Genomic DNA, 13193 nt, shown 5'->3' with positions numbered 1-13193 from the left:
TTTTCCTTCGTCTGCGGTGTTTCCCGCTGACAGAAATTATAGTACCATAACTTTTAAACTAAGTCAACAACTTTTTTTATTTTGTTTTATAATTACTTTTATGATAAAATTACATATATTTTTAATATATATTATTTTTTAGGAGGATTTTATGAATATAGTACTAATGGAACCTGAAATTCCTTATAATACAGGTAATATCGGAAGAAGTTGTGTTCTTACAAATACAACACTACACTTAATTAAACCTTTAGGGTTTTCTTTAGATGAAAAACAAATTAAAAGATCTGGTCTTGACTACTGGGAATTGATCGATTTAAAGGTATGGGAAAATTATGAAGAGTTAAGAGCAGCTTACCCTGAATCTAATTTTTATTTTGCTACTACTAAAACTACACAAAAATATTCAGATGTAAAATATAATCCAAATGATTTTATTGTTTTCGGTCCTGAGTCTAGAGGAATTCCTGCAGAAATTAGAGAAGCTAATAAAGAAACTTGTATAACTATTCCAATGATTAAAATGGGTAGATCTCTTAATCTATCAAATTCTGCCGCTATAGTTCTTTATGAAGCATTAAGACAAAATAATTTTGATTTAGGAGAGTAAGAATGCTTTCACTCATCGTAGCAATGGATGAAAACAATTTAATTGGTAACAACAATTGTATGCCTTGGGATATTCCTGAAGACCTAAATCTTTTTAAAGAAATTACTAGTAATAGCATTGTAATTATGGGAAGAAAAACTTTCCAATCAATTGGAAGACCTCTTCCAAATAGAATCAATTTTGTTTTGACTAAGGATAAGAATTTTTTTCACAAAGATATCCAAATATTTAACTGCCCAGATAACGCTTTAAAAAAAGCGTTATCTTTACAAAAAATTACTAACAAAAAAATTTTTATTATTGGTGGAAAAACTATCTATGAATATTTTTTACCATTAATTAACGAATTTCATTTCTCTTATATTAAAGGTAAGTTTTTTGGAGATACCTTTTTTCCTGAAATAAATACTTCTAATTTCTATATAGCTAACACAAGAGAATTCAAAGATTTCATCTATATACACTACATAAAAAACACTTGTAATTTTTAAAAACATGTGTTATATTACACTAGTAATTGTTAAAATACTAGGGAGGATTATATTAATGAACAGATTTAAATTATCGTTACTAGCTTTAATAGCTAGTTTAAGTGTTTCTACTATGGGAGCATCTATAGATCATATTCAAAACTACTCAGCTGAATACGGTGGGAATCCAGCACAACAAGGTGCTATAAACGTAGGATCTACGGTTTATTTCAACCCGGCTGGTTTAATGAGATTAGAAAACGGAACTTACATTGTTGGTGGAATTCAGTATGCCTTTGGTGACCAAAATATGAGCCAAGGAGGAAGAGATTTTTCAACTAACCTTTCTTCACCCATACCTAACTTTGCTCTTTATAAGAAGACAGATGATGGAGCTTACTTCTGGACAATGGGAGCAGTTGGAGGTGGAGCTGAGTTAGAATATAAAGATAGTATTCCTTTACCTGATGTTGTTCCTGGAAAAATGAATTTTAACGATTTACTAACTGGAACAAATGTTAAAGGTTCTAATGCATATGCTCAAACTACTTTAGGAAAAGCTTTTAACTTAACTGATAAATGGTCAGCTTCATTAGCAGTTAGAGGAGTTTATGGTAAAAGAACTTTAAAAGCAGATACTACTTTAAAGACATCTATCCCTTTACTTCTTTTAACTGGAAAGCCTGATGACTTTGGTAAAAACGCTTTAAATAAAGGTGATGCATCAATCGATTCTGAAAGAGAAGCTTATGGATTTGGTGGACAGTTTGGTCTAAACTATGCACCAAATGACAGATTAAACATTGGATTTAGATATGATACTAAAGTAAAATTAAAGTTTAAAACTAAATCTGATATTTCAGATTCTACAAAAGGAGCTCTTGGTATAGGTGTATCAGATGCACTTTTAGGACTATATCCTGTTTATAAAGATGGAGAAAAACTTAGAAGAGATTTACCTGCTTTAGCTGCTCTAGGAGCGTCGTATAAAGTTACAGAACAATGGACTACTTTCGTAGGTGGTAACTACTACTTCAATGAGTCAGCTACTATGGATAGAATAGGGAAAACTAATGTAGACTATAAAAACGGATGGGAGATATCTGTTGGATCTGAGTACTGGTTCACTCCACAAATCGCTTGGCTTGTTGGATTTAACTATGCTGATACAGGAGCTCCTGATAAGAGTTTCGCAGCTACTGAATACGCTTTAAACTCTACAATGTTAGGAACAGGAGTTAAATACAGACCTAACGAAACTATAGAATGGACTGTTGCTTTCAATCATTATATTTATGATTCAAGAACAGTTAATGATATAAAATATGAAAAAGAGATATCTAGTATAGGTATCAACTTTGTAAAAAAGTTTTAATTTATAAAATTTAGGAGGAATTAATGCCCAAAAAAGCAATTTTTAAAAGAGAACAAATACATGAAAAAGCTTTTGAAATGTTTGAAAAACACGGTTTAGATGACATTACTGCAAGAAATTTAGCTAAAGCTTTAAACTGTTCTCCAGCTCCAATCTATAGCTGTTACTCTTCTATGGATGAGTTAAAAACAGAACTTATAGAAAGAGCCAAGAAAATTTTCTTAGAGTATGTAATTAGACCAGAAACTGATATGGTCTTCCTTAATAGTGGTATCGGACTTTGTGCATTTGCAAGAGAAGAGAAACAACTATTTAAGTCAATATTTCTTAGAGATAATTCATATGGTAATCTCTTAAAAAAATTCAGAGATCTTATGAAAGTTGAAATGGAAAAGGATGAGAGATTTGAAAATTTACCAACTGAATTTAAACACGACCTTTTTTTAGATTGTTGGTTATTTGGACATGGTTTAGCTACACTCATTGCAACAGATTATTTTGAGAATCCTACAAATGACTTCATCAAAGATAAGCTTTTAAACAGTGCTGCTGTAATGCTTTACAAGAAGTTAGATGACTTTAATTCAAAAAATAAATAGACTTTAATAAAAAACCATGAGATGAAATTCTTAATAATTTCATCCCATGGTTTTATTTAATTATTTGCTTCTTTTATCTCTTTTTCTTCTTCTAATTTTTCAATTTTTAGAGAATATTTCGATGCTAAACCAAATGTAATTGTTAATATCGATGTTATTAATATATATATTAATAGAATGTAATAAAATATTCCTTGAGCTAGATACATACTTAATGTCACTACTATTCCAAATATAAAGTCTACAAAACCATCTAAAATCAACACTCTTTTTATTACTATTAAAGTTTTATTATGAGTTATTCCTTCTGGTTCGTAAATTTTAGTTACAATATGACTTATGCCTCTAAAGGTTAAAAATGTTCCTATATAAAATATTACTATATAACCTTGAAGCTCCACTCTTGTAGCAGTAACTTTTTCTATTGCTAAACTGACCTCTTCTATCAAATTTCTTTCTGCTATTAAAAGTTTATTTGAGAGAAGTAAAAATCCAGAAAAAGATTCAAGTATTCCCCAAAAGAATATTTCACCCCAATGGAACCCTTTTTCTCCTATTCCAGAAAAAGAATAAATCAAGTTTCCTATTCCTGTCAAAAGAAATAAGAACCCTAAAATTTTTACTACATCATCTAAAAATATTCCATTCCCAATTACTACTATAGCAACGTAAACTAGAAATATCATACCAACTATTATATGATAAAACCACTGTTCCCTTAAAGCCTTTCTTATTTTTGTAGTTAACTCTTTATACATGGTCTCACCGCCATTTTTTATTTCTTTACACAAAGAACATGATATTCTCCACCTATCACTGCCGTACCCTCTGTTTCATGTTCAAATCCTGGGAATTGCTTATCCCATGTAGTTAGAGCTCTTAAATAAGATATTTGAGCACTATCCGCTGCACCAAAACTTTCTCCTGACATTAACATTGGAATTCCAGGTGGATATGGTATTACAGCATTTGCTGCCACTCTTCCTTCAAGCTCTTTGGCAGGAACAAGTTCTACTTCATTTTTAACTATTTTATTATATGCTTCTCTAGGACTCATAACTTGCTCTGGCAACCCTGAATAAGCTTCATTTAAGTATTTTCCTAAATTATGTTCTTTTAGATATTGGAAGATTTCATCTCCCAAATCTTTCATTCCTAAATCTCCGTATCTCTCTTCCCTTCCTTCAACCAATTCTGGGAATATCTTTCTTAATGGAGTATTATTATCATATTCTCTTTTAAATGAAACTAATAAGTCTAATAATGTTCCCCATTTACCTTTACTGATTCCCATCGAGAATAAGAACATTATTTGGAAATCAGTTGTTCTTGTTGGAACTACACCGTATTTTGAAAAATAATACGAAATCAATTGAGCTGGAACTCCTTTTTCTGCTAATTCTCCATCTTCATTCATTCCAGGAGCTAAAATGCTTACTTTTATCGGATCTAACATTGCCCAATCCTCAGGTAACCCTTGGAATCCATGCCATGTATCTTTTGGATCCATTCTCCAACAAGATTGTTCTGTCATTAATAACTCTGTTGGAGCATCTTCAAAATTATAAACTTTTCCTGTTTTTGGATCCTTTACTGTTTCAGCATTCCAAGGTTTAAAGAACCATTCTCCTTCTTGTCCATATTCTTTATGATATTTCCCTACCATTTTTCTAAAATCAATAGCTTCTTTTAATACCTCATCTGTTAAAAATTTACCTGTTTTACCTTGCATCATTGCTGCTCCAACTTCATTCGATACTGCAATTGCATAAAGAGGTGAAGTTGTCGCATGCATCATATAAGCCTGATTAAAACGTTCCTCTATTATAGGATTTTTTCCTTTTCTCATATGTACATATGAGGCTTGAGATAAAGCGTTCAATAATTTATGAGTTGAATGTGTTGCAAATACTGTTGCATTACCTTTATAATCTTTAGCTTCTCCTCTCATTGCATAGTGATTTTTATACATTTCATTAAATCTAGCATATCCATACCAAGCTTCGTCAAAATGTATTCTCTCTATATACGGTTGAAATAAATCCTCTACCTTCATTGCATTGTAACAAACTCCATCATAAGTACAGTTTGTTACAACTGAATAGATTGGATTTTGTGATTTCATCTTTTCAGGAACTAATGGACTTTCACCTATTTTTTTAATAACCTCTTCTTTTTTCATTTCATTTGGTAATATCGGTCCGATTATTCCATATCTATTTCTTGTTGGTTTCATATAAACTGGTTTTGCACCTGTTATTATTAACCCTTGCTCAATAGACTTATGACAATTTCTATCCACTAAAGCTATATCTTCATCTGTTAAAACACCTTGCATTATTGTTCTATTAGAACCAGAGGTTCCAACAAGAACATTATATGATCTATCAGCTCCAAATACTTTTGCTGCTAGTTTCTCACCCTCTAAAAATGCTCCGGTATGATCTAATAATGACCCTATAGATGTTCTTTCTATTCCTGTATCTGATCTAAATAAATTTTCATCATAAAAATCAAAAAATCTTCTTCCTAAAGCTGTTTTAGTAAATCCAACTCCTCCTTGATGCCCAGGAGCAGCCCATGAATACTCAGCTACTTTATTATAGTTAAATACAGCTTTTGTCAATGGAGGTAGTAAATTATCATTATATCTCTCTACTGCCCTTTGAATTCTCTCTCCTAGAAATCCTATCTCTTCTTGTAAAATCCAAATTATCTCTTCTACATGTTCATAAACTTCTCTACTTAAATTTTCTAAAGCATCAGCTTTGTGTGTTAATAAAAATACAGGTACACCCTCTTGACTTTCATGTAACTTATTTATAACATCTACAGCTTCTTTTTCTTCTCTATTATTTGGCCAAGATAATAACAAGCAATCTATCCCCTTGTCATATGTTACTACATCCTCTAAATCCTCATATGATTCTGAAGTATAAACCCCCATACATCTTCTTTTTATTTCATCTACTAATTCTTCAATTCTATTTCCAATCTCTGTTCCCTCTTTAATGCCCTCTTTAAATAGTACAACTTTGCTTCCATCTCCATAAACTATTTTTTTCATAAAATTTACTCTCCTTTTATCCAAATAAATTTCTAATATCATTTTTTATTCTTTAGTAAACAAAAAACAGGAAAATCGTTCTCTTCCTGTTTTTTCTATTTTTTTATGAACTTTCCTACTTTAATAATTTCTTTTTATAAAATAATTTTTATATCTTCAGAAGTAAAGATTTTTTCTCCTTTATTTATACTCTCAATTATTCTTTTTTTATCTTTTAACGGAAGCATTATACTAAAAATATTTTCATGATATTCTAACTCATCTGCATCAACTACTTCTACATTTGAAGGAATTTTATAGTCATCTTCTATATATTCAGAAGTATCACAATAAATCTTATTATTCGTTATAAACAAATTATAATTACTCGCTTCTAAAACTTCATTTCCCATATAGATATAAAAATCATAACCCTCTTCTCTTCTCTCTCCTTCTTTTACAATTAACACTTTTTTTCCAAGCATTTTATAATATATCTCTATTGTTTTTACAACTGTATCCATCCCTCTTCCTGGTTTACAACTAACAACTACATTTTTCTTATCTTTAAATATTGTTTTTAAAACTTTTTTTTGTAACGAATTATACTCTAAATCTCCTATCAAAAACTCTTTTATCTCTTTAAATATTTTTCCAGTTTCAAAAGATAAAGTTTTAAATTCATCATCTTTATCTATCCAAATATGAACATTATAATTTTCATCTTTTCTTATTATTTTATCAATCTCAACATTAAATTTATATCCGTAATAATCATTCAATTTTTTTAAAACTAATTTTGTTTGATTATCTAAAAACCCAATACTATTTCTTCCAATATTAATAGAAACTTCTTCATTAATAAAACTAATATTTAACTTTTCATTTTCCAAATCTCTTCTTGTATAAAAAATAGATTTTATAGGAAACTTCAAATTATATAAACTTTCTAAATCCTTTATGTCATTCATAATCTTTTTAGATGGTTTTATATCTTCTATAAAAATCTTATATTGGTATTTATCTTTATATGTCTCCATTTTAAGTTTGAAAGCTACGTCAATCTCTTTATTATTAAGTATAGTTTCAAGCATATCTTCACTATTAAACCATACGCAATTTTTCATTTCTACTCCATTTTTTATTAAATCCATCATTAAATGATTTTTTTCTTTACCAATAGCCCTAAAGTTCGTGTACTTACAATTTCTAATCGCAAACATTGGTGAAGCATTTCCAAAACCATATGGTTCTAATAAAGATAACTTATCCATTAAATCAAAAGATATTTTTATCATCGAAAGCTCACAATCTATTTTTATAGGTTTTTTTGTATCCTCACTATTTAAATTTTCAACAGCATATTCATTTATTCTCTTTGAAAACTCTTCTATATTTTCAATAGCAATAGAAAAACCAGCCGCTCCTGCATGCCCACCATATTTAATAAAGATATCTCTCATCGAATTTAAAGCTTCTATCATATTAAAAGCTTCTGTACTTCTGCATGAAGCTGTTGCTATCCCTTCTAATGGCTTTATTTCCATAATAATAGTAGGCTTGTAATATCTATCTAGAATCTTTGAAGCTACTATCCCTATAACTCCATGATGGAATTTTTTCTCTGCAACAACAATTACACTATTTTCATCTAATTTTTCATTTTCAATTTTATCTATAGCTTTTTTTAAAATTTCTTCTTGAATCTCTTTTCTCTCACTATTTTTATTTATTAATTCATATATTAATTTGTCGCATGTTATATGACAATTACTAACAAAAAGTTCCACTGCCATTTTAGCATCTTCTAATCTTCCAGCAGCATTAAAAATAGGAGCTATTATAAATCCAACATCATATGTATCGAATTTTTTATCTATAGGATTTTCAAACAATCTCTTCATAAGCATATTTAGCCCTTGCCATTTACTACTTTTTAAAAGCTCTAACCCTCTTTTAACTAAAAGTCTATTTTCTCCCTTCAATGGAACTATATCAGCTATTGTTCCAATAGCTACTATATCTAAATATTTATATATTTCATTTTTTTTATCTAATTTTTTATACAGAGCAAGTAATAGCATAAAAGCTGTTCCAACTCCTGCAAAATATTTATAAGAGTTTTTATTATCTTCTCTTTTGGGATTTATAATTGCATGAGCAGGAGGCAGTTCATTATTTATCTCGTGATGATCTGTTATAATCATATCCATGCCCAAAGCATTACAATGTTCAACTTCAGAAATAGATGAGATTCCACAATCAACCGTTATTATTAAATTTCCGCCCTCTTCCTTTATATAATTTAAAGCATCCTTATTTAACCCATACCCTTCATCTCTTAGTGGAATATAGTACTTTACATTAATCTCTAACTCTTTCAGTGCTAAATAACAAAGGGATGTTGATGTTATTCCATCTACATCATAATCACCATATATCCAAATTGTCTCATTATTTTCTTTAGCTTTTAATATTCTTTCTACTCCTTTGTCTACATCTGATAAATCACTTGGGTTCATTAAATTTTCTAGTGTTCCATTTATGAAAAATTCAACTTCATCTTTTGATTGGATTCCTCTATTATATAAAATTTGTTCTATCTCTTTATCTATATTGTTATTTCCACTTTTAAAATTTTCTGATTTAAATATCCATTTTGTATTTCTCATTCCCTATACCTTTCTTTTATCTAATTATATATTGCACTATAAAATGCGTATGTGTAAACTATCTCTTCTATTTCAGTTTGAAATTTTTCATCCACTATTGTTTCTAACTTTAAATCTCCATCTAATTCAAAGTTTAAACCTTTTAAAACCTTTTCTCCGTAGATGTACTCAATCAATGTTTTTAAAATCATTCCATTATGCTTATCATATATTTTTTTTAATATCTCTGTTCCTGTATCTATATTAATTTGTGGGTTATAATAATATTCATCTTTATTTTCGACTAATTTTTTTGGTATACCCATTAATCCAAGTTTTTCAAATTTATTATTTTCATTATCAAAACCACTTTCTATGTACATAACTGTATAAATTAATGATTGTGGTACTAAGTATTTTTTTCTAGTATTTTGAACTTCCTCTCTATAATATTTAGGATAAACATAGTGTAATAAATTTCTATATCTATAAAACTCTCTTCTAAATGTATTAACTTTTTTAAAAGATTCTTTATAAAATTTACTCTCAATATAACTATTCATTATTGTAATTTTATCTTGGATAGTTTCCGTATCTAAATCAAAATTATTACTTTGAACAGCCAATTCTAATAATTCAGGGTTTTTTAACGCTCCAATTTGAGTTAAAGCATCTTTTAACACTTCTTCTTTATATGTATTTTTTATCTCAAAATCTGTTATAGAGTTCATATAGTTTCTAACAACATAATTACTTGCAAAAAATATATTATAATTTGCCAATTGCCATGAATTACTATCTCTTTCCATAAGTTTTGTATAGACCATATAATATAATCCTGTCTTAGGATTTTCTGGATATTTATTTTTAAATCTATCGTATAACTCAATAAATTTTTTTCTATTTTGTAATTTTATATATACATCTAATAGCAAAGAATCTATTCTTTCATTTTTTTGATTTGTTTTTTCCAAAACTTCTCTAGCTTTAGTATAATCTTCTATCTTATAATAAATTCTTCCAATTCTAAAAGCTGCCCGATCCTTAAGTTTTATATCTTGTATTTTTTCATAGTTAAAAATAGCTCTTGAATAATCTTTATTTTGTTCATAAGCAACAGCTCTTATAAATAAAAAATTTGCTTCTCCTACTTGTGCATCTTTTGTCAGCTCTATAACTTTTTTATTTGCATCTAACTTTAATAAACTCTCTAAGTAAATTATTTTTTGGTTTACTTTCTTCTCATTATAGCTACCTAATTTATCTAAAATTTCAACTGTTTTTTCATACTCTTTTTTTTCATAAAAATAATTTGCTAAATTTAACAACTCATTTTTCTCTAATTTATTAATTAATTTTAAATTATTTTGATATTTTATTTCATAAATATATCTATATTTTTCATTAGTTTTCTCTAAAAACTTTAAAGCTTTTTTCTCATAAGGCTCTAATTGAGGATCATAATAATCAGTTACTAATCTTTTATAATATTCAATTGATTGACTTTTATCATTTTTTAATTGATATATTCTAGCAACATTGTAATCTCTTCTATATTGAAAATAATTTGTTTTTTTAAACTCTTGTTTTACATAACTTTCGGGCACGTATACTGCTCTACTAAAAAACAAAAGTGCTTCATCATATTTTTTCATATCCATATAATTTTTTGCTATATAATATTTTGCATAATTACTCGTTAATGGATAAGAATAAGGAAAGTTTTTTTGATAAATTTCATAATAAAACAAACTATTTTTATAGTCCTCTTTTTTGTTAGCTTCTAAAGCTTTATTAAAAAATATATAATCATCAACATTATAGGAAAAACTTTTAATTCCAAGCATTATTGTTAATATAAGTAGATGTAAATATCTCATCTTTTCTCCCTCCGCTGTTTTTATATTTTTATTATATCATAATAATTTTTACTATAAAATTTATATTTTCTAAAAAAAATAGTTGAAATTATTTTAAATCTGTATAATAATAAATAATGTTACAATTTTTGTAGGAGGTGATATTTTGGGAATTATTAAAATTTTAGACGAATCTTTATCTAATATGATTGCTGCTGGAGAAGTAGTTGAAAATCCTGCTAGTTTAGTTAAGGAGCTTTTAGAAAACTCTTTAGATGCCAATAGTAAATATATAAAAATAGACGTTAAAAATGGCGGTAAAAATATTAAATTTACTGATGATGGAAAAGGAATGAGTAGAGAAGACTTGCTTCTTTGTATTGAACGTCATGCTACCAGTAAAATTTCATCTAAAGATGATCTTTTTAATTTAAATACTTATGGTTTTAGAGGCGAAGCTCTTTCATCCATAGCTGCTGTTTCTAAAATGACTATTGCAACAAAACGAAAAGAAGATTCTTCTGGATATTCAATCAGTGTTACAGCTGGTAAAATAACAAATTTAAAAGATACTCAAAAAAGTACTGGTACAGAAATTGAAATAAATAATCTTTTTTTTAATACTCCAGCTAGATTAAAATTCTTAAGAAAAGATACAACTGAAAATACAAAAATTAAAGAAATTGTTTTACAAGAAGCGTTAGCCAATCCCAATGTTTCTATAATACTTGTTATTGATGGTAAAGAAAATATTCGTACTAGTGGTACTGGAATTGAGAATACTATCATTGAGATTTTTGGAGTTTCAACACTTAAAAATTTAAAACCTGTTGAATTTGGATATATTGGAAATCTTTCTTTAACAAGATCTACAAAAGATTTTATTTTCACATTTGTTAATAATAGACCTGTAAAAGCTAAAATTATTGAAGAAGCTTTAATCGATGGTTACTATACTCATTTAATGAGAGGAAAATATCCATTTGCCATAGTTAACTTAAAAGTAGATCCTAAATCTATTGATGTTAATGTTCATCCTTCAAAAAAAATCATCAAATTCTCTGATGAAAATAAAATTTATCATGACATTTACTCAATTACAGAGTCTGAATTAAATTTTGATAAGAATTTTAATATGCCTACTTTTGAGGTAAAAAAAGAAAATTTAAACTTTGAAAATATAAAAATTTCTGAAGATTCAAAAAAACCTTTTGAAAATTTTGAAATTAATGATATAAAAAGAGAGATTGAAATAAAAAAGGAAAATAAATCTTCTTTAGAAAAAAAGAATAATTCAGTTATTAATAAAGAAAATTTTTTAAACTTTCAAACAGAAACGAAGTTTATTCCGACTAAAAGTGAAGTAACTACTCTCCAATTAGAAACTGAAGAATTAAATGTTTCTCTAGATGTACCTATTAAAGAGCCTGATGCTCCACTTAAAAGTACTATTAGTGATTCTTCTATTGAAAATAAATCTTTGATTTCTTCTGATGAAGTAATCTATTTTGATAATTTAAAAACTAATATAAAAATAATTGGACAATTCTCTAACTCTTTTATATTAGTTGAACAAGATGGTGATCTTATAGTTTATGACCAGCATATTGTTCATGAAAGAATTCTTTATGAAAAATTAAAACAAGAGTATGCACAACATAAAATATCTTCACAAGCTTTATTAGTTCCTATTAAAATTTCACTAACATTAAAACAAATAGAGATTTTAAAAGAGAAATTAAATTTCTTTGAAGATTTTGGATTTGAGATTGATCAATTTAATGATATGGAGTTTTTGATTAGAGCTGTTCCTGTGTTAGATACTAAAGATTCTTTCGAAAATATTTTTTTTGAAGTTTTAGAAGGAATTACTAAAGTAAATTCTAAAAATGAAGTTATCGAAAGTATGATTATTTCAATGTCTTGTCGAAGCGCAATTAAAGCTAATGAAAAATTATCTATTTCTGAAATGGAGAAACTTATTTGGGAGTTACATAAAATTGGACGATTTACTTGTCCTCACGGAAGACCAATAACTTTTAAAATAAGTTTATTGGATATGGAGAAGGGATTTAAAAGAAAATGAATATAAATATTATATGTGTTGGTAAAATTAAAGAAAAATATATTTTAGATGGTATACAAGAGTTTGCTAAACGAATGCAAGCTTTTGGTAAATTAAAAATTTTCGAATTAAAAGAGGATGGTAACGATTCAAATAGAAATATGTCTATAGAAAAAGAATCAAAATCCATTCTTGAAACTTTAGAAAAAAATAAAGGATTTAAAATCCTTTTAGATATTCAAGGGAAGAATTTTTCTTCTGAAGATATGGCTTCACAAATTGAAAAAATAGGTCTTAATGGAGACAGTACTATCAACTTTATTATTGGTGGTTCTTATGGTGTTTCAGAAGATATTAGAAAATCTGCTGACTTAAGGCTAAGTTTTTCAAAAATGACTTTCCCGCATCAATTAATGAGATTAATTTTAATTGAGCAAATTTACAGATGGTTTAGCATTATAAAAAATACTAAATATCATAAGTAGTTTTTAATTTTATTTTTAACTTTATTTTTATAA

General features: G+C 27.6%; 10 protein-coding genes. 6 read left to right on the top strand and 4 right to left on the bottom strand.

Annotation, left to right across the window (positions count from 1 at the left end; translation table 11 throughout):
• Window positions 1-151 precede the first annotated feature (151 nt).
• Genes HMPREF0202_RS02985 through HMPREF0202_RS02970 form a run of 4 tightly spaced genes read left to right on the top strand, consistent with a single transcriptional unit; the run spans window position 152 to window position 3054 of the window.
• Window positions 152-610: a tRNA (cytidine(34)-2'-O)-methyltransferase gene (locus HMPREF0202_RS02985; RefSeq protein ID WP_023051903.1), complete on the top strand. Its 459-nt coding sequence runs from the start codon at window positions 152-154 to the stop codon at window positions 608-610.
• A 2-nt stretch (window positions 611-612) separates the two neighbouring features.
• On the top strand, window positions 613-1101 hold the full coding sequence (locus HMPREF0202_RS02980) for a dihydrofolate reductase (RefSeq protein WP_023051902.1): 489 nt from the start codon (window positions 613-615) through the stop codon (window positions 1099-1101).
• Window positions 1102-1156: 55 nt separating this feature from the next.
• Window positions 1157-2455: an OmpP1/FadL family transporter gene (locus HMPREF0202_RS02975; RefSeq protein ID WP_040406183.1), complete on the top strand. Its 1299-nt coding sequence runs from the start codon at window positions 1157-1159 to the stop codon at window positions 2453-2455.
• Between the two features lie 23 nt (window positions 2456-2478).
• Entirely contained in the window at window positions 2479-3054 is a 576-nt protein-coding gene (locus HMPREF0202_RS02970) for a TetR/AcrR family transcriptional regulator (RefSeq protein WP_023051900.1), read from the top strand.
• A 56-nt stretch (window positions 3055-3110) separates the two neighbouring features.
• On the opposite strand, the gene HMPREF0202_RS02965 is transcribed toward HMPREF0202_RS02970, so the two are convergent.
• From HMPREF0202_RS02965 to HMPREF0202_RS02950, 4 genes are all read right to left on the bottom strand, one after another.
• The gene (locus HMPREF0202_RS02965) at window positions 3111-3812 is read right to left on the bottom strand and encodes a hypothetical protein (RefSeq protein ID WP_147524921.1); all 702 of its coding nucleotides are present in this window, start codon (window positions 3810-3812) and stop codon (window positions 3111-3113) included.
• A 17-nt stretch (window positions 3813-3829) separates the two neighbouring features.
• Window positions 3830-6121, bottom strand: a complete 2292-nt coding sequence (gene adiA / locus HMPREF0202_RS02960) for an arginine decarboxylase (RefSeq protein ID WP_040406181.1) — start codon at window positions 6119-6121, stop codon at window positions 3830-3832.
• A gap of 134 nt (window positions 6122-6255) precedes the next feature.
• On the bottom strand, window positions 6256-8772 hold the full coding sequence (gene recJ, locus HMPREF0202_RS02955) for a single-stranded-DNA-specific exonuclease RecJ (protein WP_023051897.1): 2517 nt from the start codon (window positions 8770-8772) through the stop codon (window positions 6256-6258).
• 20 nt (window positions 8773-8792) lie between these two features.
• Window positions 8793-10631 carry a transglycosylase SLT domain-containing protein gene (locus tag HMPREF0202_RS02950; protein WP_040406180.1) on the bottom strand — a complete coding sequence of 613 codons (1839 nt, stop codon included), beginning with the start codon at window positions 10629-10631 and terminating at the stop codon, window positions 8793-8795.
• A gap of 145 nt (window positions 10632-10776) precedes the next feature.
• Here HMPREF0202_RS02950 and mutL point away from each other — a divergent pair, with 145 nt between their 5' ends.
• Both mutL and rlmH read left to right on the top strand, forming a co-directional pair.
• Window positions 10777-12696: a DNA mismatch repair endonuclease MutL gene (mutL, locus tag HMPREF0202_RS02945; protein ID WP_040406179.1), complete on the top strand. Its 1920-nt coding sequence runs from the start codon at window positions 10777-10779 to the stop codon at window positions 12694-12696.
• The gene (rlmH, locus tag HMPREF0202_RS02940) at window positions 12693-13160 is read left to right on the top strand and encodes a 23S rRNA (pseudouridine(1915)-N(3))-methyltransferase RlmH (protein WP_023051894.1); all 468 of its coding nucleotides are present in this window, start codon (window positions 12693-12695) and stop codon (window positions 13158-13160) included. Before mutL ends, rlmH begins: the two co-directional genes overlap by 4 nt.
• Window positions 13161-13193 lie beyond the last annotated feature (33 nt).

Source organism: Cetobacterium somerae ATCC BAA-474 (assembly GCF_000479045.1).
Classification (GTDB): domain Bacteria; phylum Fusobacteriota; class Fusobacteriia; order Fusobacteriales; family Fusobacteriaceae; genus Cetobacterium_A; species Cetobacterium_A somerae.
Note: the sequence above shows the minus strand (reverse complement) of the source record. Positions and strands in the feature narration are given on the sequence as shown.